This is a genomic window from Rhizobium sp. SRI_017 (genome assembly GCF_057586295.1).
Map to the genome: position 1 here is coordinate 59,562 of NZ_JBYCZP010000004.1, position 26,500 is coordinate 86,061.

The following is a 26,500-nucleotide window of genomic DNA, read 5'->3' on the forward strand; positions in this document are numbered from 1 at the left end:
CTACCAGTAAGAGCGGCGTTTTGCTTTCGAGCGCGCTGTGCTCGTCCGGCGCTTGCTCACCTGCTTCTTGGCGGGTGTCCTTACGGTGCCCGTGGCGCTTGAGCCTCGGCCGGTCGAACCCGACGCTGGGCCTGCCTTGCGCTTCTTGGTGCGAGTGGACGTGGTTGACGGCGAGCTAGTGCTTCGTGTCTTGCGCTTGGTGCGCTTGGTTGTCGTCGACTTGACGCCGGTCTTTTTGAGGATCTCGCTCATCGCGCTCTTGACGATGCCCGAAATCAAGGTGTCCATTACGCCCGACATGCTTCCTCCCCTGACCGACTTATTCCGGCGCGCTGGTCTGTAGCGCCAGCGCATGCAACACGCCGCCCATATTGCCCTGTAGCGCCTGGTAGACCATTTGGTGCTGCTGGACGCGGCTCTTGCCGCGGAACTGCTCGGCCACGACCTCGGCGGCGTAGTGATCACCATCGCCTGCGAGGTCACGGATCACCACCTTCGCCCCCGGGATCGCTTCCTTGATCATGTCTTCGATATCGCCCGGGTTCATCGGCATCGTGCAGTCTCCTTATTCCGTGGGCGGCAGTTCACCACCCATAAAGTCAGGGAACCACGATTCATGGGCCTTTTGCAATTCCCCAATTGAAACGGCCCTGGAGGCTCCAAGTTTCACGGTCGCACCACCGGTCTTGCCGATGAAGGGAGCAAAAATGCCTCGCGTCTCCGCCAGTTCCTGCACCTCGTCGAGATCGTCGCGCCGGATGGTGACGACGTAGCGGGCCTGATCCTCGCCGTAGAAGACCGGAATGGGATCGGCACCTTCAAGCGCGCTGATTTCGGCGCCGACGCCCGATGCCATCGCCATTTCGGCGATCGCGAGCGCCAGACCGCCGGAGGAGCAGTCATGCACCGCGGTCGCGAGACCATCACGGATCAGTTCGCGAACGAGATCGCCGACCTTCTTTTCAAGCTGCAGATCGACAAAAGGCGGCGGGCCGTCGGTGCGGCCGTGGATGTCGCGCATATAGACGGACTGGGCGAGATGCGTGCCCCAGCTGGCCGGCGCACCGATCAGCAGGATCGTCTGCTCCTCATCTGCGAAGCCGATACGAGCCATGCGCTTCCAGTCATTGATCAGTCCGACGCCGCCGATAGTCGGGGTCGGCAGGATGCCTTTGCCATGCGTCTCGTTGTAAAGCGAGACATTGCCCGAGACGATCGGGAATTCGAGCACGGTGCAGGCCTCGCCGATACCCTTGATGGCATGAACCAGCTGGCTCATGATCTCGGGCTTTTCCGGATTGCCGAAATTCAGGTTGTCGGTGGCGGCGAGCGGCAGGGCGCCCGTGGCGGTCAGGTTGCGCCAGCACTCGGCGACGGCCTGCTTGCCGCCTTCGAACGGATCGGCCTCGACATAGCGCGGCGTGACGTCGGAGGAGAAAGCCAGCGCCTTGGTCTCGTGGCCCTCGACGCGGACCACGCCGGCATCGCCGCCCGGCAGTTGCAGCGAATTGCCCTGGATCAGCGTGTCATACTGCTCGTAGACCCAGCGGCGCGAGGAATTGTTGGCTGAGCCGACCAGCTTGACCAGCACGTCGGCGACATCGGCCTGCGGTACGTCATTGGCGGCGAGCGGCGCGGGCTTCACCGCCGGCGTCCAAGGACGGTCATATTCCGGCGCCTCGTCACCCAGTTCCTTGATCGGCAGGTTCGCAACTTCGGTGCCCTGGTGGATGACGCGGAAGCGGAGGTCATCGGTCGTCTTGCCGACGATCGCGAAATCGAGGCCCCATTTGACGAAGATCGCCTTGGCGACCTCTTCCTTCGAGGGCTCGAGCACCATGAGCATGCGCTCCTGGCTCTCCGACAACATCATCTCATAGGCCGTCATCTTCTCTTCGCGCACCGGCACCTGATCGAGCTGCAATTCGATGCCGAGGTCACCCTTGGCGCCCATTTCGACCGCCGAGCAGGTGAGACCCGCCGCACCCATGTCCTGGATGGCGATGACCGCGCCGGTCTTCATCAGTTCGAGGCAGGCTTCCAGCAGGCACTTCTCGGTGAAGGGGTCGCCGACCTGGACGGTCGGGCGTTTCTCCTCGATCGACTCATCGAACTCCGCCGACGCCATGGTCGCGCCGCCGACGCCGTCACGGCCGGTCTTGGCGCCGAGATAGACGACCGGCAGGCCGACGCCCTTGGCTTCGGAGAGAAAGATCGCGTTGGACTTCGCAAGACCCGCAGCGAAGGCATTGACCAGGATGTTGCCATTGTAGCGGGCGTCGAACTCGACTTCGCCGCCGACAGTCGGCACGCCGAAGGAATTGCCATAGCCGCCGACGCCGGCGACGACGCCGGCCACGAGATGCTTGGTCTTGGGATGATCCGGCGCTCCGAAGCGCAGCGCGTTCATCGCGGCGATGGGCCGCGCGCCCATGGTGAAGACGTCGCGCAGGATGCCGCCGACGCCGGTCGCTGCGCCCTGGTAGGGCTCGATATAGGATGGATGGTTGTGGCTCTCCATCTTGAAGACCACGCAATCGCCGTCATCGATATCGACCACGCCGGCATTTTCACCCGGGCCCTGGATGACGCGCGGACCCTTGGTCGGCAGCGTCTTGAGCCACTTCTTTGAGGATTTGTAGGAGCAATGCTCGTTCCACATCGCCGAAAAAATGCCGAGCTCGGTAAAGGTCGGCTCACGTCCGATAAGCGACAGGATGCGCTCATACTCATCCGGCTTCAGGCCATGACTGGCGATGAGGTCTGGCGTGATCGGGCGGTCGTTGGAAACGGTCATCGGGCTCTCGAAAGGTGGGCAGGAGGACTTCGCGCCCCCTATAACCCAAGCTATCAGCAAGTGCGACAGGAAAATGGGCGACATCAACACCTGCGAGCCCGGAGGTGCTGAGGTCAGGCCTTTCGCTTATTTGTCCATCAGTGCTTCTATTGCCGCACGGGTTTCCGCCGATGGCGTGCCGTCGATCGCGCCCTTGTAGCCATGGGACGCAGTAAGGCGCGTCTGGATCGCCGTCCAGAAGCCCGGGCTCCAGGTCGCTTCGTCGAACATGTATTTGATATTGAAGGCGTCGTCGTCGGCGTCGCCCTTGTCGAGCGCCTGGAAGATGTAGTCGGCTGCCGCTTTCGGATCCGCCGCGATACCGTCGCCGCTGTCGATCATGTGACCCATATTGACGAAGGCCAGTGAATAATCTTGGGCCTGCGCCTTCTTGTACCAGGCGAGCGCCTCGGCGAAGTCCTGCGTGACGCCGTCGCCATTCTCATAGGCGCTGCCAAGATTGTTGAGCGCTTCCGGCGTGTCGTCCTCCGCGGCCTGGCGGTACCAGCGGATGGCTTCGACATGATCTTTCGTCACCCCATAGCCATTGTCATAGGCGAAGCCGACGTCAACGAGCGACTGGCGGTGACCGAGCGACACGGCCTTGCGGAAATAGGCGAGCGAAGCGGGGTAGTCGATCGGTGCGCCGGTTCCCTCGCGAAGCATCACCCCGAGATTATGCGCAGCAAAACTGACATTGCCGTCGGAGGCCTCGCGATAGAGCACAACGGCCTTGGTCTTGTCGACCTGCGTTCCAAGTCCTCCGTCGTAGAGATAGCCGAGCGCGCCCTTGGCGGCAGCGTAGCCGGCATCCGAGGCGGTCGAGAACTCCCGGAACGCTGAGCCATAATCCTCCTTGTCGTAATGGGCGCGGCCGAGCTGGTAGATCAGCCGCGCATTGGCCGGCTCGGCAGCAATGGCCTTCGTGCAGGCCTCGATCGCAATGTCGACCTCGATGGAGCCGGTTGCGATGCCCTCGATATTGGCGGGTTTTGCCAGGTCGGCGGGATGCGCAGCAAGTTTGTCACAGGCCTCCGCCGTCGTCTCGGCCCGCGCGTTTGAGGCGGCAAGGCCGATGAGGAGAAAGGTTGCTGCGAGAAGACGCATCGGTGCAGAACGGCTGTCCATGGAACGCTCCTGATGTTGACCTATTCAACATCGAAGACGTTGCAAGGCCAAGCCGCTATTCGCCGGCGCAGTGTTCCAGTTCTGGCATCAATGACAGGGATCCGTGCGGCCGCTGCTCAACTGCCGCCGACATAGGCGGCTGGCCCGCCATCCAGAAGCCGGCGCAGGGTCGTCAGCCCATCCTCGATGGTCGCACGATTGACACCCTCGCTGAAGCCGATGCGCACGCGGTGATAGACCCGGTCGCTGCGCCCGGATTTGAATTCGTCCTCGTCGTCGATCAGGACCCCTTCGTTGAAGGCCGCCTGCTTGAACGTGCCGGACAGCCAGGGCTCGGGGAGTTTGAGCCACAGGAAGGGCATGCGCGGATGGGATCTGAAATTGCAGCCCGAAAAGATTCGCCGCGCGACCGCCTCGCGCGCCTCAATCTCCTCGACGACCTTGGACCGGATCTGATCCGCCGCGCCCGACAGCACAAGCCGTGCGGCAAGTTCAGCGAGCACGAAGGGCAGGCCGCCGGTAACCAGCTTCTGCGTCACCCGGACGCGCTGGGAAAGATGGGCGGGGCAGGCGACCCAGGCGCCGCGGACACCCGCGGCAACGGATTTCGACAGGCCGTTGGCGAGGAATGTCCGATCGGGGGCGATTTGAGCGAAAAGCGGAACATCGTCGCCGATCATGGCGCCATAGATGTAATCCTCGATCAGCCAGACATTGTGCTTCCGGGCAATGTCGGCGATCTCGCGCCGTCGGCTTTCCGGAATGATTGCCAGTGTCGGGTTCTGGCCGGAGGAAATGATGAACACCGCCTTCGGGTGCTCACGCGCACAGACCCGCTCGAAATCCTCGGGGATGATGCCGTCCTGATCGGAATCGACCAGCACGATCTGCCGCCCCGTTAGCATGGCGCTACGCGTGATTTGCGAATAGGTCAGATGTTCACTGACGATCCGGTCGCCGGGGCCGGAAATAGCGGCAATGATGGCGGTGATCGCCGCATGGACGCCGAGATGGGGGACAATCGTGGAGGCTTCCGGTGACCAGTTCTTGGTCGAGAGCCAGCGGCGGCCGGCCTCCTGCCAGTCGGGGGAGAGAACCCTTGTATAGCTCGCAATCTCACGCGGATTGGATCTGGCGATCTCCATCATCAACTGGCCGATGATCTCCGATTGGCCGACATCGGGCGCGGCCGTCGTATCGAAACGCAGCTTTCCGGGCGGTGGTGACATGATCCGGGTGCCGCCGAAATTGACCGTGATCGGGTCCGCCGTCCGGTTTTCGTTGGCCGCCTGGCCGGGCTGGACATAGGTGCCGCGCCCGACTTCACCGCTCACCAGGCCGCGTTCACGCAGCAGCGCATAGGCGCGGGTGATTGTCCCGATTGTCACCCCGAGATCATAGGCGAGATCGCGCTGCGGCGGCAATTTCGTGTCTGCCACAAGCTTACCGGTCTTGATGTCTGCCTCTGCGCAATCGGCGATGCGGACATAAAGCGGGCCTTGGCGGGCGCTGAGGTCGGGAATCCAATTTGTCACCATGACAATTCTCTATATTGCAATCTTTTCGACGTCAAGTCATAGAAATTTACAGGTGCAATTCACGCAATTAGGATACGACAATGAGTGCAATAGATACAATGCCGTCTGACAGGATGGGATACGAGACTCCAATACGGTCAATGTTTGCCAGGGCATTCAGGGCGCTTTGGGCGCATTATCTCACGAGGCGCGAGCTGCGGCGCACCCGGCTCCATCTTTTCGAGCTCAGCGATGCGGAGTTGAAGGATATCGGCCTGACGCGCGACGTCGCTGACCGCGAGGCCGCCCGTTCGCTCCTTGCCTGCTATCTCAACAGCTCGCGATAGGGCCTGTCATTGCCGGGATCAGCAGTCCTTGCCGCCACGTGCCCAGTTGCTGACGTCCTTGTTGACGCGGGCATTGATGGTCGTGTCCTGCATCAGCGGACCGAAGGCGGAGAGCTTGGCCGGGCTGCCCTGAGCCTGGACGACAAGGAGCGGCAATGATTCCGGCGCATTCTTCTTCACGATGAGAATGCGCGGTGTTCCTGTGAAGGACTTGAGCTCAGGCGCGAGCTTATAGGCTGCGAATGCCGGATCCTTGGACTTGAACCAGCACCTGTTGGCCCCGAGCGCCACGCGTTCCATGATATGCAGGGCGCTTATTTCGAGGGCCACGACCGGCTTCTCCTTCGTCGAGCAGCCGGGGAGAAAGGCGGCGGCGGAAAGCAGGCAGAGAACGTCGAGACGCATGGGGCACTCCGGAAATCGGTCGGTCCGCCCGTCTTAGCGTCCAAACCTTAAGCGGCGATGACTTCGAGCGCGGAAGCGAAGATGCCGCGGCCGTCTGTGCCGCCATGGGCCGCCTCGATCAGGTTTTCCGGGTGCGGCATCAGGCCGAGCACATTGCCCTTCGTATTGATGATGCCGGCAATGTCATTGATCGAGCCGTTCGGATTGGTGCCATGCGCATAACGGAACACGACCTGGCCATTGCCTTCGACCGTCTTCAGCGTCTCCTCATCCGCGAAATAATTGCCGTCGTGATGGGCGACCGGCGAGCGGATGATCTGACCCTTGTCATAGGCGCGGGTAAACGCCGTATCGTTGTTGACGACTTCCAGCTTGATCTCCCGGCAGACGAATTTGAGCGAAGCATTGCGCATCAGCGCGCCCGGCAGAATGCCGGCTTCGAGCAGGATCTGGAAGCCGTTGCAGACACCGAGTACCTTCACACCCTTGTCAGCCTTCTCGCGGATCGCCTGCAAGACGGGCATCCGGGCGGCAATGGCGCCGCAGCGGAGGTAATCGCCATAGGAAAATCCGCCGGGAATGACGATCAGGTCGACATCGGGAATCTCGGTCTCGGTCTGCCAGATCGTGATCGGGGCATGTCCCGAGATCTTGGTCAGCGCCGCGATCATATCGCGGTCACGGTTGAGGCCGGGAAGCTGGACGACGGCGGATTTCATGCATTTGTCTCCGGGGTTGTGGCTAGAGAAGGCCGGGGGACCTAGTCAGCTTTTCGGCTCGAACGGCGCCTGACCACGTTCGGCAAGTTCGCGGAGTTCCAAGCGGTTCTCAATTCGCTCCAGACGATCTTCGATGTGGCCGACCGAGCCGCGCAGACTATTTATGTCGCCCTGCATGCCGTGCACCTGGTTGCGCAATGAAAGAATGTCGTCGCGATGCTCACGCTGGCCGTGTTTCAGGGATGAGATATCGGTCTGCATCCGCTTGAGCAGTTCATACATTAATTCATTCGTAACGTCGGCCATGCAAGTCTCCAACCTCTACCCGAGGTTGATAGTATAATTCTCGATCACTGTATTGGCGAGAAGCTTTTCGCACATCGCCTTGAGGTCGTCTTCCGCCTTGGCCTTGTCGTCATGGTCGACGACGAGATCGAAGACCTTGCCCTGGCGGACGCCATCGACGCCGGAAAAGCCGAGCGAACCGAGCGCCCCTTCGATTGCCTTGCCCTGCGGGTCCAGAACGCCGTTCTTCAGCGTGACGACGACACGTGCCTTGATCATCTTTTCCTCAAACTCACGAAACAAATATTACTTGACCAGAACCGGGCCCGCGGACGCGCGGATCGGTTCGTTTTCGTTGATGATGCCGAGGCGGCGGGCGACTTCCTGATAGGCGTCGAGCAGGCCGCCCAGATCCTTGCGGAAGCGATCCTTGTCGAGCCGTTCCTTGGTTTCGATATCCCAGAGCCGGCAGGAGTCGGGGGAGATCTCGTCGGCGAGGATGATGCGCATCATATCGCCTTCATAGAGCCGGCCGCATTCGATCTTGAAATCGACGAGCTGGATGCCGACGCCGAGGAAGAGACCGGTCAGGAAGTCGTTGATGCGGATGGCGAGCGCCATGACATCATCGAGTTCCTGCGGGCTCGCCCAACCGAAGGCAGTAATGTGCTCCTCGGAGACCATCGGGTCTTCGAGCGCATCCGACTTGAAATAGAATTCGATGATCGAGCGCGGCAGTACAAGGCCTTCCTCGATGCCGAGGCGCGTCGACAATTCACCGGCCGCCACGTTGCGCACGACGACCTCGAGCGGAATCATCTCGACTTCACGGATCAGCTGCTCGCGCATGTTGAGGCGGCGGATGAAGTGGGTCGGGATGCCGATACGGTTCAGGTGGGTGAAGATGAATTCCGAGATCCGGTTGTTGATGACACCCTTGCCATCGATGATCTCGTGCTTCTTCTTGTTGAAAGCGGTGGCGTCGTCCTTGAAGAACTGAACCAGCGTGCCCGGCTCTGGACCTTCGTAAAGGATCTTTCCCTTACCCTCGTAAATCCGGCGGCGGCGGTTGTTCATCCTGTTCTCGTTTTTTGTTGGCGGCGAGACTCAGCCGATGCCGAGCGTCCGCAGTGCTCTTTTGTGCGGTCCATAAACGAAATACGCGACTTTAACAATCTCGGAGACACCCGATCCCCTGAATTAACCCGGTCGCATTCGCGTGTTGCACTTTGATCTGCCTTTTGATTTATGTGCGGCCAGCCTATATTCAAGCCATACGAACCCGGGGAGATGTCCAATGGTGTCCATGAACGATCGCGAAAAGGCTTTCGAAAACAAATATGCCCATGACCAGGAGAAGAAGTTCCGTGTCATTGCACGGCGCAACAAGCTGACCGGACTCTGGGCTGCGGGCCTGCTCGGAAAGTCCGATGCCGACGCCTATGCCAAGGAAGTCGTGGCGGCCGATTTCGAGGAAGCCGGCGACGAAGACGTGGTCCGCAAGGTCGCGGGTGACTTCAAGGCTGCCGGCCTTTCCCAAGGCGAAGCCGACGTTCGCGCTAAGCTGGCCGAGCTTCTCCCGGTCGCCATGGACCAGATCGAAGCCAGCTGATCGAGCCGGAATTCGCAAGTTTCAAGCCGCCTTCGGGCGGCTTTTTTCATGGCGTGAGCCGGGCGATGAACTGAGCGAAGACCATGGTGCCCTCGGGCCAGGGGCCGTGGCCGGACTGCCCGTTGAGATGACCGGAATCGCCGGCATCGACGAGGAGAGAACCCCAGGCGTTGGCGAGATCCCCGGCATGGTCGTAGCTGCCGTGTGGATCGTTGCGGCTGGCGATGACCATCGACGGGAAGGGCAGCGGATCGCGGGGATAGGCGCCGAGTTTCCGGAGCCTGCGGGCCAGCGCGCTGTTGTCTTCGAGTTCCGGCGGCGAGACGAAGAACGCGCCGGCGATGCGCTTGCTCGCAAGCTGCGCCGCAAGGATCGCCGGCAGGACGCCGGTCGAATGGGCGACGAGCACGACCGGCTTCTGCGCCGCCTCGATCGCCGCCAAAGCGGTGCCGGCGGGATCGGACGGGCCCTGCCGGTTCCAGTCTGCCTCGGAGACCAGCCTGGCGCTCGACAGGCGTGTCTGCCATCGGGCGAGCCAATGGTCCGGGTCGTCGTTGCCAGGCCCCGGGATCATGAGAATATCTGCATCTGAAGCTTTCATGCGCGTCAGATGAGGGCTGAAGGGTGGAGTGTCAAGTTTTAAGCGCAAACGATCTCAGTCGATTGCCGTGATGCCTTCGGCATGGGTGATGTAGCCGGAGCCCACGCATTCGTCGACCGCTGCGCGCGCAGTGTCGTTGGCGGGTTCGGTTCGGGCCAGATCGGCATGCTCTAGGCACATGCGCGTACGCATGGCGCGGTTGGTCTCCGGCAGCGCCGCCGTCGATACCATGAACTCGTAATAGAGAAGTCCGGCGCTTGCCACGAGCGGCAGCAACCAGATCATAGACAGCACGAATCGCAGCCCCATTGGATCCTCCGCAGAGTGGCCAATACGCGGAATTGAAGCAGAAAGCCATTCGTCTGTCGATAGACGACGCTGATCAACTGGCCGTGAATCTGCAGGCGTTGTGCGACATTTCCGTGTGGACGTGGTAATGTGTCTCGGCCGCCTGTGCATGCGCGCAGGCCTCTTCGCATGAGAAGGAGGAATGGCTATGGCAGTACTTCACGTCTATTCGGATGCAGAAGGCCTGATGCCGCGACCCACGGTCAGGAAGATTAGTACCCTCGAAGTCTTCGATGCCCTCCGGTTGGGCTGGATCGATTTCCGTGAAAAGCCTTCGCACTATGTTTTTCTATGTCTTCTATATCCGGTCGCCGGCGTCGTGCTGATGGTCTGGAGCGCGGGCGCCAACATGCTGCCGGTCATGTTCCCACTGGCATCCGGCTTCGCACTGCTCGGCCCGATCGCGGCGCTCGGTCTCTACGAGATCAGTCGCAGGCGCGAACTCGGCTTTAATCCCACCTGGCGCGAAGCCTTCGATGTTCGCAAGTCGCCGGCCTTGTTTTCGATTGCTGCCGCGGCGTCGATGCTACTCGTATTGTTCGTCGCCTGGCTCAATATCGCCTGGGCGATCCATGACTGGTATTTCGGCCCGGAAGAACCTGCGTCGCTGTCCGTCTTCCTATCGAACGTGCTGACCACGAGCGCCGGCTGGTCCATGATGTTCTGGGGCGACCTCATTGGCCTGGTCTTCGCCATCGTGGCGTTGGCGATCTCGGTCGTGACCTTTCCGCTCTTGCTGGAGCGTGATGTCGGTGCCGCGGCGGCAATCGCCACCTCCGTCCGGGCGACCATTGCCAACCCGGTTCCGGTCTTGCTGTGGGGCCTTATCGTTGCCGTGCTGCTGGTGATCGGCAGCATTCCGATCTTCGCCGGCCTTGCCGTGGTGCTGCCGGTACTCGGACATGCAACCTGGCATCTCTACCGCAAGCTGGTCGAGCCGCCGGCATTGCGCGAAATGCCCGTCAGAGTGCAGTAAAGCCGTTGTCGACGAAGAGGTGGGCGCCGTTGACGAAGCTCGCCTCGTCGCTGGCGAGGAAGAGCGCGGCGCGTGCCACCTCTTCCGGCTCGCAGATGCGGCCCTGCTGCGCCACCAGCGCGGCTTCCGAGACGTCGACGCCGAGCGCCTGGAGTTCATTGACTTCACGCAGGCCATGCGGCGTGCGCACGAAGCCGGGGCAGACCGCGTTGCAGCGGATATTGCGGTCGCGGAACTCGACGGCGATGGCGCGCGCAAACATATGCACCGCACCCTTGGTCGTGTCGTAGAGCACCTCCATCGGCGTCGCAGCCACGGCCGAGATCGAAGAGGTGCAAACGATCGAACCGCCGCCGGCGCCGATCATGCCGGGAAGCACCGCCTTGGTCATCAGGAACATCGATTTGACGTTGACGTCATGCAGCCAGTCCCATTCCTCTTCGGTGGTTTCGAGAAAGGGCTTGATGACGATCGTGCCGGCATGATTGAAGAGCACCGTAATCGGCCCGAAAGCGTGCTCGACCTGGGCGACGGCTTCGTTGACCTCTGCGGCCCTGGACACATCTGCGGTCACCGCCATGGCCACGCCTCCGGCGGCGATGATCTCGTTGACGCGGGCTTCGGCTTCCGCCGTATTGCGGTCGATGATTGCGACCTTGGCGCCTTCAGCCGCAAAGAGAAGCGAGGCCGCGCCGCCCATCCCGGTCGCCCCGCCTGATACGATTGCGACCTTTCCCGAAAGCCTGCCTGCCATGTGAGCCCCCAATGCCGATATGGGGTCTATCCAAACACGCGCTTGAAGATCGTGTCCACATGTTTGGTGTGATAGCCGAAGTCGAATTTCTCGCGGAGATCGGCTTCCGACAGCGCGGCACGCACTTCCTGGTCGGCCAGAAGCTCTTCGAGGAAATCCTTGCCCTGTTCCCAGACCTTCATCGCATTGCGCTGGACGAGGCGATAGGCGTCCTCGCGGGAAACGCCGGCCTGGGTGAGCGCCAGGAGCACGCGCTGTGAATGAACAAGTCCGCGGAACTTGTTGAGATTCTTCATCATATTCTCAGGATAGACCAACAGCTTGTCGATCACGCTGGTGATCCGCGCGAGCGCGAAATCGAGGGTAACGGTCGCGTCCGGGCCGATCATGCGTTCGACGGAGGAATGCGAAATGTCCCGTTCGTGCCAGAGCGCCACGTTTTCCATCGCGGGCATGGCATAGGAGCGGACCATACGGGCCAGGCCGGTCAGGTTCTCGGTCAAGACAGGGTTGCGCTTGTGCGGCATGGCGGACGAGCCCTTCTGGCCCGGCGAAAAATATTCCTCCGCTTCCAGCACTTCGGTGCGCTGCAAGTGGCGGATTTCGGTCGCAAGCCGCTCGATCGACGAAGCGATGACGCCGAGCGTGGCGAAAAACATCGCGTGGCGGTCGCGCGGAATGACCTGGGTGGACACTGGCTCCGGCTTCAGGCCGAGCGCCTTGGCGACATGCTCTTCCACACGCGGATCGATATTGGCGAAGGTGCCCACGGCGCCCGATATCGCGCAGGTCGCGACTTCTTCACGCGCGGCGACAAGGCGGGCGCGGCAGCGCTCGAACTCGGCAAAAGCGAGTGCCATCTTGATGCCGAAGGTGGTCGGCTCGGCATGGATGCCATGGCTTCGGCCGATCGTGACGGTATCCTTGTGCTCGAAGGCCCGGCGCTTGAGGGCTTCCAGGAGTTTGTCGATATCGGCCAGCAGAATGTCGGAAGCGCGCGTAAGCTGGATGTTGAAGCAGGTGTCGAGCACGTCGGACGACGTCATGCCCTGGTGGACGAAGCGGCTGTCCGGGCCGATGAATTCGGCGAGATGGGTGAGGAAGGCGATGACGTCATGCTTGGTAACGGCCTCGATTTCGTCGATGCGGGCAACGTCGAAGGTCGCAGCGCTCCCTTTCTCCCAGATGTTCTTCGCCGATTCCTTTGGGATCACGCCGATCTCGGCCAGCGCGTTGCAGGCATGGGCTTCGATCTCGAACCAGATCCGGAAGCGGGTTTCCGGCGACCAGATGGCGACCATGTCGGGGCGGGAATAGCGCGGGATCATCAGCAGGAATCCTTGGGGATAGGGTCTTCGTTGCCGCCCCTCTAACAAATGGAGCCGATAAGCTCAATGCGCTTCGCTTCGGCTCCGCAAAGCAAACCATAGACCGACGCCGAGGAAGGCCAGGCATGAGACCGGCCAGTAATAATAATGCAGGCTGCCAACGGTGAAGGTGAAGACCGCGCCGGCCGAGGTGAAAGCAAGCTGGAAGAACCAAACGATGCTGGGAAAGCTCGCATGCCAATGGGCGTAGAACACCTTGTATTGCAAGGCGAAAATCGCTGATGCTGCGAGGTGCGTTCCGAACGCGAATATCAGCGTGCCGCCCGTGAAGCGGGTGATCGCGCCGCGGCGCCGTAAGATCAGCATGGACAGCCAGAAGGCGGGGGCGAAGGCCAGCGCGCCGCCATAGAAAAAGACCGAGGCGATGGCGAAGGGATTGACCACGATCAGCCCGTTGCGCAGCCAGATGCCTGATAATGCCGAAATCATCAGGATGGCGCCCCAGCCTGCCGAGCCGAAGACCACCATGGAAGGCGAGGGCAGCGCACGCTCCGCGGCATCTTTCAACCGCGCCATCCGGCCGGGGCGAATTTGTGCGCTGGAAGCTTCAACTGTCGCCATGGTCATTGGCCGTAGGGATTGACGGGCACGGCGATCCAGCGGCGATCTTTGCCCTCGAAGCCATAGGTGCCGACGAGGATCATTGCCATCGGCGTCACGTCCCTGATCTCCGAAGAGACGACGGCGCCGATGCGGTATTCGTTCGGGCAAAGCCGGCTCTTGGGCACACTTGCGTCGTCATGAAGGACCTTGTCCATCGGTTGGCCCTGATACTCCGTAAGCCTCAATGTGAAGCCTTTGTAGCTATCGGCAAAGCCAGCGCAGTCTTTTGAGATCGGAAAGTCCTTTTCCTTGAGCACCAGAGTGTCGCGGTAGTCGTGCGGAGGGGCGGAAACGTAGCGGTAATAGCGAATCTTGCCCGGATCGCTGTCGATCTCGGACGGCGGATTGTATGCGACGATCACACCTGGATTGTCGGCAAGCATATACTTGGCCGTGAGGGCAGCTGCTTTGGAGCGCGCCATGTCGCGCACTTTGCCCAGCGGCCCTTCCTCTTCCATTTGCACGCGAATCGGCGTGTCGGGCAGGAATTTGTCCTCGATGATGTCGATGAAATAAATGTTGGAATAGGGAAAGCCTGCGCCGTCGGAGACGCCATATTCTTCGAAGGCGAAGACCTTGCCGTCGGGGGAATAGCCCAGCACGTTGAGCGAGGCGGTATCACCGGCAGATGCCTGGTCTGCCATGAAAGACATGGTAAGACCGGCCAACAATCCCGCAAATCTAGTTGCTGCTTGACCGCCGGACAGCATCAAGGGCCGGCCGGATTGAACGGCACCGCAATCCAGCGCTCGTTATTGCCTTCGAACCCGTATGTGGCCACCATGATCATGGCAATCTGCGGTACCTCGGCGGTCTCGCTGCCGATAACAGCGCCGATGCGATAGCCGTTGGGGCAGGAACGGCTCTTCGGCACCTGGGCGTCGTCGTGAAGCACCTCGTGCGCCGGCTGGCTCGAGTTCTCGGTCAGGGTCAGCGTGAAGCCGGAATACTCTCCGATCATGTCGAGACACGTCTCTGTCGGCGGAAGGACTTTTTGTTTGAGCTCCAGCGTGTAGGTGATGCCGCGCGCGGGCGTCGAGAGAGTCCGGGTATAGCGGATTTTGTGCGGGTCCCCGTCGATCTCCGATCCCGGATTATAGGCGACCATGACGCCCGGGTTTTCCGTGAGATCATATTTGTCGATCAGAGGCTGGGCCTTGGTCCGCGCAAGGGTGCGGATTTTCTTGACCGATTGCTCTTCCTCGATAAGCACCCGGATCGGCGTGCCAGGCAGGTATTTGTCTTCCTTGGTGTCGATGAAGAAGTAGTTGGAATAGGCAAAGCCCGACCCATCCTGGACGCCATGCTCCTCGAAGGCGAAGACGTGGCCGTCCTTGGAGTAACCAACCACATCGAGCGATGCCGTGTCGCCCGCGCGAACGGGGCTAGCCAGAAATATCATCGACAGAAAGAAGAGCGCCGCGCCAAGAAACCTCCTCCGCCCGGAAAAATTCCTCACCCGCGACTCCTCTCGGCTGCCTGCCTGATTGCCTCGACATTGGCGCGATAGTCGTTCACGCCTGCACCTTTGTAAATGGCCGAGCCGGCAACAAAAACATTGGCGCCGGCGCCTGCCGGGATCCCCACGGTCTCGGCGGTGATGCCGCCGTCGACCTCGAGTTCGATCGGACGCTCGCCGATCATCTTGCGTACCCGGCGGATTTTTTCGGTGGTCGCTTCGACATATTTCTGACCGCCGAAGCCTGGATTGACGGTCATGACGAGGATGAGATCGACGGTATCGAGCAAATACTCGACGGCGCTTTCCGGTGTCGCCGGGTTGATCGCGACACCCGCCTTCTTGCCGAGCGCCCGTACGGCCTGCAGCGAGCGGTGGAGATGCGGACCTGCCTCGGCATGGACGGTGATGATATCGGCGCCGGCCTTGGCGAAAGCCTCAAGATAAGGATCGGCCGGCGTGATCATCAGGTGGCAGTCGAACACGGCTTTGGTCAGTGGCCGGAGCGATTTTATCACATCGGGGCCGAAGGTGATGTTCGGCACGAAATGCCCGTCCATGACATCAAGATGGACCCAGTCGGCGCCCGCTTCGATCACGTCGGTCACTTCCTGGCCGAGCTTGGAGAAATTGGCAGCCAAAATGGATGGCGCGATGTGGATCGGGCTGGACATGGCGGAAACTCCCTTTGGCTGGCGAATAGCACCGTAGCCGGAGAGCCGCAATGTCCGCGGAGGTCAGGCTGGCGCGGTTTCCACCGTGCGGACGCTCTCGACGCTTGTCGCACCGAAGACACGTTCGAAATTCTTCCGGATCAGCGGGTCGACGTCATCCATCGTCACCGGCAGCCCGAGATCGACGAGGCTTGTGACGCCATAGCCCGAGATGCCGCAGGGGACGATGCCGGTGAAATGTTCGAGATCCGGATCGACATTGAGCGAGAAGCCATGGAAGCTGACCCAGCGCCGAAGCCGGATTCCGATCGCCGCCACCTTGTCCTCGGCCATCAGGCCGCCCGGTAGGGCCGGACGTTCCGGTCGCTGCACCCAGACGCCGACGCGATCCTCGCGGCGCTCGCCGCGGATATTCATGTCCGAGAGCGTACCGATCACAACCTGTTCCAGGGCGGAGACGAAGGCCCGTACATCCTGCCGCCGGCGCTTGAGGTCAAGCATCACATAGACCACGCGCTGGCCTGGGCCGTGATAGGTATATTCGCCGCCGCGGCCGGTCTTGTGCACGGGAAAGCGCGCGGGCGCCAGCAGGTCCTTCGCTTCCGCGCTGGTGCCGGCGGTATAGAGCGGCGGGTGCTCGACAAGCCAGACAAGCTCGTCGGCCTTGCCCTCGGCAATCAAGGCCGCCTGACGCTCCATCTCGGCAACCGCATCCTCATACCCGATCGGCCGCTCGGCGATCCGCCATCGTACCGGCGGTGAGCCGGCAAGGGGCAGCATCTGGTTTTCGATTTCGGAACGTTGCATGGCGCGCGAACCCTGGGAAGCGTTCGCTCTATCTGGAGACAACTGCCGCCGAGTGCAAGGGGCGGGCACTGGCGGGCTCGGCCATCGGGATTGTGAAGACCTTCATTTCATTGGCGATGCCGCGGAGGGCCACATTCTGTGCTTCCGGCTTCAGGCCGCGCTTGGCGAGAAGGCTCGATGCGCGTGCGTCATCGAGAACCTGCTCGGTCGCGAAGATCTCCTGCGAGTTGGCGAGGTGCTGGACGCGCGAGGCGATGTTGACTGTCTGGCCGAAGTAGTCCTGCCGCTCGTTGAGACTGACGGCAATGCAAGGGCCTTCATGGATGCCGATCTTGAGCAACAGATCCTCGCCGCCCCGCTCGGTGTTGAGCTCGATCATGGCGTCGCGCATCCGTATGGCGGCGGAGACCGCCCGATCTGGCGACGGAAAGGTGGCCATCACGGCATCACCGATCGTCTTGACGACGGCACCGGCCTCGGCGCCAACAATGTCGTTCAGCACTGCAAAATGCGCCTTGACGAGGTCGAATGCGGCGAGATCACCGACCCGATCGTAAAGTTCGGTGGAACCGCGCAGATCGGTGAAAAGAAAGGTAAGGCTGGTAATCTTGAGCCGCTGGTCGACGCCAATCGTTTCGGTGCGGTAGAGGTCGCGGAAGGTCTGGTTGGAGAGCAGAGCCTTGGCCGTCAGAAAAGGCCGCCGCTGTCCCAACAGATGGTGCAGCGCGTCATTGGCGATGCAGACGGAGGGAAGGGTCCTCACGTCGAGCTGGTTTTCGACCTGGATGCGGATCGGCCCGGGCTGCAGTTTCATCTCCTGGCTCGGCGAATGCGACCGGTCATAGATGATCGAGAGGCTGCGTCGCTCCCGGGTCGGTTCACCGGTCACATCGATGAACTGAACGGCATGTGTCACGGGTTCGAAGACGATGATATATTCTGCAGGCAAGTGCAGGGAAATGACGCCTTTTTCACCAGGCGGCAACTCCATCGCTTCGAGGATGAACTCGTCGACCGTTGCCTCGTAGTTCTCCTCGGGCAGGTCGATGCCGGAGCCCCAATAGACCTGGCGGAAATATTCCTCCGGCGAAAGCCTGTCGGGATCATGTGCCTCGATCGCGCGAAGCCGCGGACTGACGGTGAAGGTGACTTCTACCATCTCGTCAAGATTGGGCTCGTAGCCCGCAGCGCAGAGCGAACAGGTGTAGTTGGAGCTCTGCACGGTTTTGAGCGTGGTGTTAACGCCGAGAACGCCGCCACAGCCGGGACAAAGCACGTTCCACGACATCTCGAAGAGACCGAGGCGGGAGGCATGGAGAAATCCGGCAACTGCGTCTTCCGCATCCAGGCCATACGCGTCCGCAAAGGCGAGCGCATTGATGCGGTTCAGCTTCCGGTCCGGCGCGTTGAGAACCAATTGCTCCATCGCATCGGCCACCGCAGGGCTGACCGACTGACGCAGAGCTTCGAAGGGCCGAGCTTCGTTCATGCCCGCATACTACACGGTCTCGCGCAGAATGCGGTAGAAATATTGTTGAAATTGCCGCCGGCCAATGCACGGGTTCATGTTGAGTTACCCGCGGGCAGAGGTGGCGTGACCGTCGCCCGAACGATCGCGCGACGGTCCAGCAATTATTCCGGACGGTAGTGCATGCCGGGGCGGATGAACGCGCCAGCTTTCTTCGGCGCGATAGCGGTTACTGCAAGGTTCGGCCTCTTTACGGTCTTGGTCATCTGGATTGTCCTCTGAGCGCCAGGTGAGTCTTTGCGCAAGATAATTTCAGAAGAATTTGGGAAGGGAACAATCATTTTTTTGAGTTATCAAAGGTATTAAGTAGCTTATCACGCCAAAATCGCGTGATCCGTGTAATTAAAGAGCGTGATTTTAAATATAGTCGCGTGAATTTCGATGTATTCTATCAATTGATAAACACGGCAGGCTTATGTACTATGAAAAATGCTTAAATATTTGTGACGGAGTTATTCAATGGGGCTTATACAATCGGCAGTAAAAATTGCTCAGGAACAGTCCGCAGATTTGAAGCCGCGCAAGCGCGAGCGCGTCGCTCGCATCAATCAAAGCCTGCAAGAGCTTCACAGGCTCGCGGACGATCGCGAACTGGTGATGTTGCGATTCTTGCTTTCGATGGCGTTGGAAGAGGTCGGTGCTGTGAGCGCCACCCTCAAGGAGCGAGGTCGGAAGTAACCGTCGACACCAGGTCCTGGCGCTCGCGCTTGAGCACCATCCGGACAGTGGCATCGATTATCGGATCATCCTTGTGGTAGTTGCGCGACTGCCTGACGGCCCTTCGAAAAGTGGTGCCAGGTGCCGCGGGCCGCATGCACAGGGCGGAAAACGAAACGCCTGACTCCGTCGTGATCATGGCGTGCCCGCTGAGCGTGGGCTGTGAAAGCGACGTCCATCTCAATCGCATCATCGAGGGTTCGTAGGTACCCCGCTGATTGACGCCCACAAGCATGATCCAGTTGAGCCTCTCCACGATCAGGCCCTTGTGATCGCCCACCCTGTGGAAGAAGAGCTCGTCCTTCGGCTCGCTTGCGCCGACGACGCGGCGAAATGTCAGTGCCTCGCCCTTCTTGGCGATGACAACCGGTGCGCAGACTATGCGATCGGGGTCCTTGGGAACCGAGATCCAGAGAAAGTAGAGGCCAGGCTTGATCGAGGCCATGCCCTCCGTCCAGAGCGGCCGCATGACGTCGGCACATTGCACGTTGATGGTACCCTGCTCGCTGATCTTTCTCTCGCTGCGAGGGGCGCTTGCGTCACCTGCGAACAACTCTTCCTCGGAAATGTTGAAATAGGCGCAAATCTTTTCAATGCTCCGCCGGGAAGGCATCGCTTTGCCATGGAGATATTTCTCGAACTGGGTTCGATTCATACCCATCTCGCGACAAACCACCTCGATGTCTCCCCACTGCGGGCACATCCGTCTCAAATTTCTTGCGAGATTGGCGCTCAAAGACATGCTGCTACCTCAAATGCATTCTGCTTTTCATCTAACCTGTTGGCGGCAAATCAACAATTGCAACATGCAACGGTTGCCTGCGCTTGTGTCCGGTAGCGCCGGTTTGACGGTAAGCTTTGGTTGCGTTACCGTTTGTTGTTGCAACGAGAGCTGTGCAGATGGAGGAAGAGCTTCCAGCGATCGAAAAACTCGAGCGGATTCTGCTTGAGTTGAACCGGCTGCGAATACTCGTTGGCGATGCGGAGCGCCAAATGCTCTGCGATTGGCTCGAAAAGGCGATCGTCGAGACTGAGCTTCAGATCGTGAAAGTCAGGGAGAAGACGCTTCACTGAGCTTTGCGCGGCGATTGCTCCCGTCTAATTCGGATACAATCGCATTGCCTACAAGGCTTCATGCTGCGAAGGCACTCAGCATTTTTGGAGCGCTCTAATAAGTTGCTTATTTGAGCTAAAAGCAATTTTAACATGTAGGATTGCCAGAAAAAATCAATCCCCGCACGTTTCCGCCGGGGATTTGATTTCGAAGCCGGTCTTTTTGAGACGACTTGAATGGTGCGGTCGAGAAGACTCGAACTTCCACGGGTTGCCCCACAGCGACCTCAACGCTGCGCGTCTACCAATTCCGCCACGACCGCATCGTGGTAGGTGCCGAACCGTGTCCGGCGGCGCAGCATGTAGCAAAAGGATTTCGGGCACACAAGTGCGGTTATGAATTATTTTGGCAGAGATTTGGGGATAGCCCGCTAACGGGTTGAGCCACAGCTTGCTCGTGGGAATTATTGATTTTCAAAGGCTTGGGAACGGCGGCTGTGACGGCGCGTTTTTGCCTCTGCCGGGTCGATGAGAAGGATCGCGCGAGGCCAGAATCAAAAGCGCCCGGCAGGGACCAGGCGCAACACAGTGCTCTGAAGGAACGCAGCGTGGCGGCGTGCGAACCGAACCTTACGTCATCGCTGCGAGAGCGGTGGCGCCAAACAGCGTCGCGCCCACCGAGGCGGTGACCAGCGACACAAGCGCGAATGCGATAAGCTCCTTCATTGCCTTCATCCCGAATATCTAACACACACACAATCTATGCCGGGCGATCCCACTTGTACGTTACATAGGTTACATCAGCCGGCTGACCCCGGGCTGAATGGAACGTTGTGGCACCATTCATCCGAATTCTGTTTCATCATGACGCCATCGAGTTAATATTTTAACGATGTCATATAGTTAATTCTTAATGGCAAGGTTCTAGGGTCACCGGCAGGGTAAGCGCCCATGCCGATGCTCAATGGAATTGCCATGATCCTTTCGACGCCTGCGCTCTTTCTGCTGATCGCCAATCTCGGCCTGATCTGGCTGCTGATGGCCGCACCGCTGGGGACAAAGACGATCCGGCTGCGGCGGATGCTGCATGAAAACCCTGATCGGGTCTGGCAGGCGATTCATCCGCTGGGCCGCGATGCACTCTGGTATCCAGCGCTGATCGACAGTGCCGCCGAACCGGCCACGGGCAGGGTGCTGCAACAGCTTTCGCACACTGATCGCCGCGGCGATCCGGTTCGGCGCACGCTTGAACTTAGCGAACTGGTCGGGCCCTGGCAGCATGCCTACGAGGCGCGCGTCGTTGAAGACTCGACGCTGGACCCATCCTTCTGGACCAATTATCGCGAACGCCGCATGGTCGGCGCATCGCCCGTCGGCACCGAATTGATTGTCGAGCAGACGGATCGCTATCGCGGGCTTGCCTTCCTCGTTTTCCGATTCTTTGCGCTCCGACGCGAGCTCAATGCGCTCTCGGGCTGGCTCGAAACCGGCAAGGTCGAGCAGCACGGGCTTTTTGAGCAACCCGGCACACAACTCCTGATGGCGGTGCTGTCGACACTCGTGCTCTGGCCGTTCTTCGGGCTTACGGCCTCGGGCCTTATCTATTCCTGCCTGCTCACGCTCGTCATCGCGCTCCACGAACTCGGGCATCTCGCGGCCTATCGGGCCTTCGGTCACCGGACGGTTCGGATGATCTTCATCCCGCTGCTGGGCGGTATGGCGATCGGAGGGAGGCCCTACAATTCGCGTTTCGAAGTTGCTGCCTGTGCGCTGATGGGAGCTGGGATGTCGGCGTTTCTCGTGCCCTTGCTCGTCGCGGCCCAGACGGCATTCTCGCAAAGCGTGCCCATGCATCCCTATGCCGGTTATGTGTTGGTCTTCCTGTTGGTGCTTTCCGCCTTCAATTTGCTCAACCTGCTGCCGATGTCGCGCTTCGACGGCGGTCAGGTTCTGCGTCAGGTATTCCCCACCTATGACGGCTTGCTCGGCGGCACGTTCCTTGTCACGGCTGCAATTCTCTTCACCGGCTGGCGGGTCGGCGTTCCCTCGCAGGCGCTATTTGGCGGCCTCGCCGTCATGGCGCTGCTCAGCCTGACGAATCGCGCATCGGTGAAGATGCGCGAGGAACTCGTCGACATGTCGGGCGGCGAACGGCTGTTCGCCGGCTTCGGCTACTACGCAGCGCTGGCGATCCATGCCTATGGCCTGGTCTATGCCTGCGATCTCCTGTTCCCGCGCTGATCTCGGTATGCAGTTTCCGTGAGGAAACAGAATGCCTCAGCTGCCGGCGAACTCGAAATTGAAGTAACCGGCGACAGGAACATGGTCCGACGGTTTCTCCCAGGAACGGACATGCTTCTCGATGCCGGTCGAGACCAGCCTATCTGCCGCTTCCGCGGAGAGCATCAGGTGATCGATGCGAATACCCCAGTTCTTCTGCCACGCGCCGGCCTGATAGTCCCAGAACGTATAAGCGGGCACCGCGTCGCTTGACGCACGCACGGCGTCGATGAAGCCTAGATTTTCGATTTGGCGGAAAGCCTTGCGGGTGGTTGGCAGGAAGAGCGCGTCGGTCTCCCACACTTTGGGGTCCCAGCAGTCATGCGGCTCGGGGATGACATTGTAGTCGCCGGCCAGGATCAGCGGCTCTTCGAGTGCAAGGCGGTCGCGGGCAAAGGCTTCGAGCCGTGCCATCCATTTGAGCTTGTAGGGATACTTGACCGGATCGTTTGCCGGGTTGCCGTTCGGCAGATAGATCGTGCAGACGCGGATAGCACCACCATCGACGGAGAAGACCGCCTCCATGAAGCGGGCATGCTCATCGGCCGCGTCATCGTCGTCGAGATGCGGCAGGCCACGATTGACTTCGTCGGGTTTGCTCTTCGAGAGGATGGCGACGCCGTTGAAGCCCTTCTGGCCATGCGTCTCGACGTGATAGCCGGCTGCTTCGACTTCGGCCCGTGGGAAAGCCTCGTCCTGGCATTTGATTTCCTGCAGGCAAACGATGTCCGGGTCGGACTCCTTCAGCCAGGCGACCAGGTTTTCGATGCGGGCGCGGACCCCGTTGATGTTCCAGGTGGCGATCTTCATGCGGCTCTTCCCTCTGCTGATAGGTTTCTATCGCAGCAGGGCAAGTGCTTCCACCATTTTCCGATGTCAGATGGCGAAACTCGTGCCACATCCGCAGCTTGCGACCGCATTCGGATTCTTGATCTGAAAGGATTGGCCCATCAGATTGTCGACGAAGTCGATTTCCGAACCGTCCATATAGACGAGCGACATCGAGTCGATCAGCACCCGGGCCTTGCCCTTTTCGAGCACCACATCGTCTTCGAGCCCTGCGTCGACAAGATCGAATTTGTAAGAAAAGCCGGAACAGCCGCCGCCTTCCACAGATACGCGGAGCGCCGTCTTGGCCTCGTCCTTGGCAAGAATTTTTGCAATGCGCTGGGCCGCAGCATCGGTCAGCGTGATATTCTCAGTCGTCATTTTAGCCTCTCGAAGCGGGGTCAAGTTCCGATGAGCGGGTTATTTTGCGTCAAAAGCACCGCGAATCTCACGATATCGCGCTATCATTGACACAATCCTATAGGTATGAAGGCGCGCGTTTGCCGTCAATGGGTAGGTTGAGACTGGAATGACGATCGATAGCGGGGCCTTGGGTTTCGGCGTGGGCGAGAGAGCGGTCTATGCCGCCGATCCGTGGACGACGCGCGGCCGATATTTCCAGGAGCCGTCGAGCCCGACCCGATCCGACTTCCAGCGCGACCGCGACCGCATTGTTCATACGACAGCATTCCGGCGCCTCAAGCACAAGACACAGGTCTTCATCGCCGCCGACGGCGACCATTATCGTACGCGGCTGACTCATACGGTCGAAGTGGCGCAGATCGCCCGCGCGCTCGCCCGCGCGCTCCGGCTCGACGAGGATCTCGCCGAGGGCGTGGCGCTTGTGCACGATTTCGGCCACACGCCCTTCGGCCATACCGGCGAGGACGCGCTGCACGCCGTTCTCGAACCTTTCGGCGGCTTCGACCACAATGCCCAGTCGCTGCGCATCGTCACCAAGCTTGAACGGCGCTATGCCGAATTCGACGGCCTGAACCTGACCTGGGAAAGCCTGGAAGGGCTGGTGAAGCACAATGGGCCGCTGCTCGACGCGAACGGCGATGGCACGCGCGGCCCGATCCCGCTGCCGATAACAGAATATTGTGACAATCACGATCTCGAGCTCGCCAGCCATGCAAGCCTCGAAGCGCAGGTCGCAGCGATCGCCGATGACATCGCCTACAACACCCACGATATCGACGACGGACTGCGTTCGGGTTACCTGACCTTCGAGATGCTGGAGGATGTGCCTTTCCTCGCCGGCCTGATGCGCGAGGTGCATGATCGCTATCCGAATCTCGAAGCCACGCGCTTCACCCATGAGATGATGCGCCGGCAGATCACCCGCATGGTCGAGGACGTGATCGGCGTGGCCCAGCGTCATCTTCGCGAGACGAAGCCGAGAAGCGCAGATGACGTCCGGCAGGCCGGCATCACCTTCGCCAATTTTTCAGACGAGATGGCGGTAACCGATCGCCAGATCAAGAAACTGCTCTTCACGCGCATCTACCGCAATCCGGAGATCATGCGGATCCGGGCCAACGCCGCGCAGATCGTCACCGAGCTGTTCCATGCCTTTATGGAAAACCCGCTGGAAATGCGCAGCCATCACTGGACCAACCAGATCCAGTCGATGCCGGAAGCCGCCAAGGCGCGACAAGTGGGCGATTATCTCGCGGGCATGACCGATACATTCGCGATCTCTACCCACAATCGTCTGTTTGACCAGACTCCCGATTTGCGATAGGCACCCGCCGAAATCAGTCCATTGCGACATTGGATAGCCGGGGCAAGACGCCGCTGGCAAAGGACTTTGACATGAACCTGTTTGCGGATTTCGAAACCCGGATCAAGACCATCCTGTTGGACAAGGTGATCCCTGAGGACAAGCGCGAGGGCGCTGACCTTGCCCGCGTCGTGGTCGAGCCGCCGCGCGATTCCGCGCACGGCGACCTCGCGACCAATGCCGCCATGGTGCTTTCCAAGGTCATGGGCATGAATCCGCGCGCATTGGCCGAAACGATCGTCCCGCATCTTCAGGCAGACGCAGACGTCGAAGCGGTTTCGATCGCTGGCCCCGGTTTCATCAATATCAAACTGTCGGGCGCCTATTGGCGCGCGCTGCTTGCGTTGGTCGTCCGCAATGCCGAGGATTTCGGCAGATCGACGCTCGGCAAGGGCCGCAAGGCCAACGTCGAATATGTCTCCGCCAACCCGACCGGCCCAATGCATGTCGGCCATTGCCGGGGTGCGGTGGTCGGTGACGCGCTGGCCAATGTCATGGCTTTTGCCGGCTACGGCGTGGTCAAGGAGTATTACATCAACGACGCCGGCTCGCAGATCGACGTGCTCGCGCGGTCCGCGTTCTTGCGGTATCGGGAGGCCTTCGGCGAAAAGATCGGCGAGATTCCAGACGGCCTTTATCCCGGGGACTATCTCGTGCCAGTCGGCCACGCGCTCAAGGCGGAGTTCGGCTCCAAATTGCGTGGCATGACCGAGGCCGAATGGATGCCGATCGTCAAGGATCGGACCATCGACGCGATGATGGCGATGATCCGCGAGGATCTCGCGGCGCTCAACATTCATCACGATGTCTTCTTCTCTGAGCGGACGCTGCATGCAGGCAATGGCGGCCCGATCCTGTCGGCAATCAACGACCTGACCTACAAGGGTCATGTCTATCGCGGCACGCTGCCGCCGCCGAAGGGCCAGCTTCCAGAAGATTGGGAAGACCGCGAGCAGACGCTGTTCCGCTCGACGGAAGTCGGCGACGATATCGACCGGCCGCTCGTCAAGTCCGACGGCAGCTACACCTATTTCGCCGCCGACGTTGCCTATTTCAAGGACAAGTACGATCGCGGCTTCACCGACATGATCTACGTGCTCGGCGCCGACCATGGCGGCTATGTCAAGCGGCTGGAGGCACTCGCCAAGGCGATCTCCGGCGGCAAGGCGAAGCTGACTGTCCTGCTCTGCCAGCTTGTGAAGCTCTACAAGAATGGCGAACCGTTCAAGATGTCCAAGCGGGCAGGGACCTTTGTGACGCTGCGCGACGTGGTCGACGAGGTCGGCTCGGATGCAGTGCGTTTCATGATGATCTACCGGAAGAACTCCGAGCCGCTTGATTTCGACTTTGCCAAGGTGACGGAAACTTCGAAGGACAATCCGGTCTTCTATGTGCAATACGCCCATGCCCGGTGCCGGACGGTTTTCCGGCGTGCGCTTGAAGCATTTCCGGACCTCGATATTTCGGATTCAGCACTCGCCGAAAAAGTACAAGAATTGATCACTGATCCCAGTGAGTTGCAACTTGTCGCAAAACTGGCAGAATTCCCGCGATTGATCGAGTCGGCGGCAACTGCGATGGAGCCGCACAGGATCGCGTATTACTTGTATGATCTGGCGAATGCGCTGCATTCGCATTACGACAAGGGCAATAAGAACCCTGAATTACGGTTTGTTAAGGATAATGACCGAGAACTGACTTTGGCCAGGCTTGGGCTGGTGCGCGCGGTCGCTGCCGTGCTGAAATCTGGTTTGTCAATAACTGGAACGTCAGCACCGGAAGAAATGCGTTAGGCGTCACCTTTTCCCCACAATGCTTTGGTAACGCGGCGCACTAGGGCGTATATCGA

Annotated in this window: 31 protein-coding genes and 1 tRNA gene; 8 read left to right on the forward strand and 24 right to left on the reverse strand. The window is 60.3% G+C overall.

All coding sequences use genetic code 11. The features are described 5' to 3' along the window. The 5 genes from AC2YI2_RS10475 to AC2YI2_RS10495 all read right to left on the reverse strand — a co-directional run bounded on the left by AC2YI2_RS10475 (position 1) and on the right by AC2YI2_RS10495 (position 5,499). On the reverse strand, positions 1–300 hold the full coding sequence (locus AC2YI2_RS10475) for a hypothetical protein (protein ID WP_487386418.1): 300 nt from the start codon (positions 298–300) through the stop codon (positions 1–3). Positions 301–319: 19 nt separating this feature from the next. Then, complete coding sequence (locus AC2YI2_RS10480) at positions 320–553, reverse strand: BolA/IbaG family iron-sulfur metabolism protein (protein ID WP_487386419.1); 234 nt, start codon at positions 551–553, stop codon at positions 320–322. Positions 554–565: 12 nt separating this feature from the next. Further along, a complete protein-coding gene (purL, locus tag AC2YI2_RS10485) occupies positions 566–2,797 on the reverse strand; it encodes a phosphoribosylformylglycinamidine synthase subunit PurL (RefSeq protein ID WP_487386420.1) in 2,232 nt (743 codons plus the stop codon). Between the two features lie 126 nt (positions 2,798–2,923). After that, positions 2,924–3,964, reverse strand: a complete 1,041-nt coding sequence (locus AC2YI2_RS10490; RefSeq protein WP_487386421.1) for a tetratricopeptide repeat protein — start codon at positions 3,962–3,964, stop codon at positions 2,924–2,926. A gap of 116 nt (positions 3,965–4,080) precedes the next feature. Beyond that, positions 4,081–5,499, reverse strand: coding sequence for an aminotransferase-like domain-containing protein (locus tag AC2YI2_RS10495; protein ID WP_487386843.1), 1,419 nt, complete (start codon positions 5,497–5,499; stop codon positions 4,081–4,083). A 143-nt stretch (positions 5,500–5,642) separates the two neighbouring features. On the opposite strand from AC2YI2_RS10495, the gene AC2YI2_RS10500 reads away from it, so the two are divergent. After that, complete coding sequence (locus tag AC2YI2_RS10500; RefSeq protein WP_487386422.1) at positions 5,643–5,828, forward strand: YjiS-like domain-containing protein; 186 nt, start codon at positions 5,643–5,645, stop codon at positions 5,826–5,828. Between the two features lie 18 nt (positions 5,829–5,846). Here AC2YI2_RS10500 and AC2YI2_RS10505 read toward each other — a convergent pair whose 3' ends face one another. Genes AC2YI2_RS10505 through purC form a run of 5 tightly spaced genes read right to left on the reverse strand, consistent with a single transcriptional unit; the run spans position 5,847 to position 8,314 of the window. Next, positions 5,847–6,233, reverse strand: coding sequence for a hypothetical protein (locus tag AC2YI2_RS10505; protein ID WP_487386423.1), 387 nt, complete (start codon positions 6,231–6,233; stop codon positions 5,847–5,849). A 47-nt stretch (positions 6,234–6,280) separates the two neighbouring features. Continuing rightward, on the reverse strand, positions 6,281–6,952 hold the full coding sequence (gene purQ / locus AC2YI2_RS10510) for a phosphoribosylformylglycinamidine synthase subunit PurQ (RefSeq protein ID WP_487386424.1): 672 nt from the start codon (positions 6,950–6,952) through the stop codon (positions 6,281–6,283). Between the two features lie 45 nt (positions 6,953–6,997). Then, complete coding sequence (locus tag AC2YI2_RS10515) at positions 6,998–7,258, reverse strand: hypothetical protein (RefSeq protein ID WP_487386425.1); 261 nt, start codon at positions 7,256–7,258, stop codon at positions 6,998–7,000. A 15-nt stretch (positions 7,259–7,273) separates the two neighbouring features. Further along, positions 7,274–7,516 (reverse strand): phosphoribosylformylglycinamidine synthase subunit PurS, encoded by a 243-nt coding sequence (gene purS, locus AC2YI2_RS10520; RefSeq protein ID WP_487386426.1) that lies wholly within the window; start codon positions 7,514–7,516, stop codon positions 7,274–7,276. 27 nt (positions 7,517–7,543) lie between these two features. Continuing rightward, on the reverse strand, positions 7,544–8,314 hold the full coding sequence (gene purC / locus AC2YI2_RS10525) for a phosphoribosylaminoimidazolesuccinocarboxamide synthase (protein WP_487386427.1): 771 nt from the start codon (positions 8,312–8,314) through the stop codon (positions 7,544–7,546). A gap of 220 nt (positions 8,315–8,534) precedes the next feature. Here purC and AC2YI2_RS10530 point away from each other — a divergent pair, with 220 nt between their 5' ends. After that, on the forward strand, positions 8,535–8,849 hold the full coding sequence (locus AC2YI2_RS10530) for a DUF1476 domain-containing protein (RefSeq protein WP_487386428.1): 315 nt from the start codon (positions 8,535–8,537) through the stop codon (positions 8,847–8,849). A gap of 46 nt (positions 8,850–8,895) precedes the next feature. Here the strand turns inward: AC2YI2_RS10530 and AC2YI2_RS10535 are convergent, their stop codons facing one another. Further along, positions 8,896–9,450, reverse strand: coding sequence for an RBBP9/YdeN family alpha/beta hydrolase (locus tag AC2YI2_RS10535; RefSeq protein WP_487386429.1), 555 nt, complete (start codon positions 9,448–9,450; stop codon positions 8,896–8,898). Between the two features lie 54 nt (positions 9,451–9,504). Further along, positions 9,505–9,759, reverse strand: a complete 255-nt coding sequence (locus tag AC2YI2_RS10540) for a hypothetical protein (RefSeq protein ID WP_487386430.1) — start codon at positions 9,757–9,759, stop codon at positions 9,505–9,507. A 187-nt stretch (positions 9,760–9,946) separates the two neighbouring features. Between AC2YI2_RS10540 and AC2YI2_RS10545 the strand changes: the two genes are divergently transcribed. Next, positions 9,947–10,774 carry a DUF2189 domain-containing protein gene (locus AC2YI2_RS10545; protein WP_487386431.1) on the forward strand — a complete coding sequence of 276 codons (828 nt, stop codon included), beginning with the start codon at positions 9,947–9,949 and terminating at the stop codon, positions 10,772–10,774. Here the strand turns inward: AC2YI2_RS10545 and AC2YI2_RS10550 are convergent. The 8 genes from AC2YI2_RS10550 to AC2YI2_RS10585 all read right to left on the reverse strand — a co-directional run bounded on the left by AC2YI2_RS10550 (position 10,761) and on the right by AC2YI2_RS10585 (position 17,948). Further along, positions 10,761–11,528: an SDR family NAD(P)-dependent oxidoreductase gene (locus tag AC2YI2_RS10550; protein ID WP_487386432.1), complete on the reverse strand. Its 768-nt coding sequence runs from the start codon at positions 11,526–11,528 to the stop codon at positions 10,761–10,763. The two genes, AC2YI2_RS10545 and AC2YI2_RS10550, sit on opposite strands and share 14 nt — an antisense overlap. A gap of 26 nt (positions 11,529–11,554) precedes the next feature. Beyond that, positions 11,555–12,856 carry an adenylosuccinate lyase gene (gene purB / locus AC2YI2_RS10555; RefSeq protein WP_487386433.1) on the reverse strand — a complete coding sequence of 434 codons (1,302 nt, stop codon included), beginning with the start codon at positions 12,854–12,856 and terminating at the stop codon, positions 11,555–11,557. A 63-nt stretch (positions 12,857–12,919) separates the two neighbouring features. Next, on the reverse strand, positions 12,920–13,477 hold the full coding sequence (locus AC2YI2_RS10560; RefSeq protein WP_487386434.1) for a hypothetical protein: 558 nt from the start codon (positions 13,475–13,477) through the stop codon (positions 12,920–12,922). Between the two features lie 2 nt (positions 13,478–13,479). Then, on the reverse strand, positions 13,480–14,163 hold the full coding sequence (locus tag AC2YI2_RS10565; RefSeq protein ID WP_487386435.1) for a DUF2259 domain-containing protein: 684 nt from the start codon (positions 14,161–14,163) through the stop codon (positions 13,480–13,482). 65 nt (positions 14,164–14,228) lie between these two features. Further along, positions 14,229–14,978, reverse strand: coding sequence for a DUF2259 domain-containing protein (locus AC2YI2_RS10570; protein ID WP_487386436.1), 750 nt, complete (start codon positions 14,976–14,978; stop codon positions 14,229–14,231). After that, positions 14,975–15,652, reverse strand: coding sequence for a ribulose-phosphate 3-epimerase (gene rpe, locus AC2YI2_RS10575; protein ID WP_487386437.1), 678 nt, complete (start codon positions 15,650–15,652; stop codon positions 14,975–14,977). The genes AC2YI2_RS10570 and rpe overlap by 4 nt, the downstream gene beginning before the upstream one ends. Positions 15,653–15,715: 63 nt before the next feature. After that, positions 15,716–16,459, reverse strand: a complete 744-nt coding sequence (lipB, locus tag AC2YI2_RS10580; protein WP_487386438.1) for a lipoyl(octanoyl) transferase LipB — start codon at positions 16,457–16,459, stop codon at positions 15,716–15,718. Positions 16,460–16,487: 28 nt separating this feature from the next. Beyond that, the gene (locus tag AC2YI2_RS10585; RefSeq protein ID WP_487386439.1) at positions 16,488–17,948 is read right to left on the reverse strand and encodes a DUF5939 domain-containing protein; all 1,461 of its coding nucleotides are present in this window, start codon (positions 17,946–17,948) and stop codon (positions 16,488–16,490) included. Positions 17,949–18,446: 498 nt separating this feature from the next. Between AC2YI2_RS10585 and AC2YI2_RS10590 the strand changes: the two genes are divergently transcribed. Further along, positions 18,447–18,665 (forward strand): hypothetical protein, encoded by a 219-nt coding sequence (locus AC2YI2_RS10590; RefSeq protein WP_487386440.1) that lies wholly within the window; start codon positions 18,447–18,449, stop codon positions 18,663–18,665. Here AC2YI2_RS10590 and AC2YI2_RS10595 read toward each other — a convergent pair. Continuing rightward, the gene (locus tag AC2YI2_RS10595) at positions 18,643–19,446 is read right to left on the reverse strand and encodes a helix-turn-helix domain-containing protein (protein ID WP_487386441.1); all 804 of its coding nucleotides are present in this window, start codon (positions 19,444–19,446) and stop codon (positions 18,643–18,645) included. The genes AC2YI2_RS10590 and AC2YI2_RS10595 overlap by 23 nt on opposite strands. 158 nt (positions 19,447–19,604) lie before the next feature. Between AC2YI2_RS10595 and AC2YI2_RS10600 the strand changes: the two genes are divergently transcribed. Continuing rightward, complete coding sequence (locus tag AC2YI2_RS10600) at positions 19,605–19,778, forward strand: hypothetical protein (protein ID WP_487386442.1); 174 nt, start codon at positions 19,605–19,607, stop codon at positions 19,776–19,778. 217 nt (positions 19,779–19,995) lie between these two features. Here AC2YI2_RS10600 and AC2YI2_RS10605 read toward each other — a convergent pair. Beyond that, a tRNA-Leu gene (locus tag AC2YI2_RS10605) sits at positions 19,996–20,080 on the reverse strand. Between the two features lie 628 nt (positions 20,081–20,708). On the opposite strand from AC2YI2_RS10605, the gene AC2YI2_RS10610 reads away from it, so the two are divergent. Then, entirely contained in the window at positions 20,709–21,998 is a 1,290-nt protein-coding gene (locus AC2YI2_RS10610) for a zinc metalloprotease (protein WP_487386443.1), read from the forward strand. Between the two features lie 36 nt (positions 21,999–22,034). On the opposite strand, the gene xth is transcribed toward AC2YI2_RS10610, so the two are convergent. Further along, positions 22,035–22,847 carry an exodeoxyribonuclease III gene (gene xth, locus AC2YI2_RS10615; RefSeq protein ID WP_487386444.1) on the reverse strand — a complete coding sequence of 271 codons (813 nt, stop codon included), beginning with the start codon at positions 22,845–22,847 and terminating at the stop codon, positions 22,035–22,037. A gap of 66 nt (positions 22,848–22,913) precedes the next feature. After that, the gene (erpA, locus tag AC2YI2_RS10620) at positions 22,914–23,246 is read right to left on the reverse strand and encodes an iron-sulfur cluster insertion protein ErpA (protein WP_487386445.1); all 333 of its coding nucleotides are present in this window, start codon (positions 23,244–23,246) and stop codon (positions 22,914–22,916) included. Positions 23,247–23,394: 148 nt separating this feature from the next. On the opposite strand from erpA, the gene AC2YI2_RS10625 reads away from it, so the two are divergent. Continuing rightward, the gene (locus AC2YI2_RS10625) at positions 23,395–24,612 is read left to right on the forward strand and encodes a deoxyguanosinetriphosphate triphosphohydrolase (RefSeq protein ID WP_487386446.1); all 1,218 of its coding nucleotides are present in this window, start codon (positions 23,395–23,397) and stop codon (positions 24,610–24,612) included. 71 nt (positions 24,613–24,683) lie between these two features. Continuing rightward, positions 24,684–26,444 carry an arginine--tRNA ligase gene (gene argS / locus AC2YI2_RS10630; protein WP_487386447.1) on the forward strand — a complete coding sequence of 587 codons (1,761 nt, stop codon included), beginning with the start codon at positions 24,684–24,686 and terminating at the stop codon, positions 26,442–26,444. The last annotated feature ends 56 nt before the right edge of the window (positions 26,445–26,500 follow it).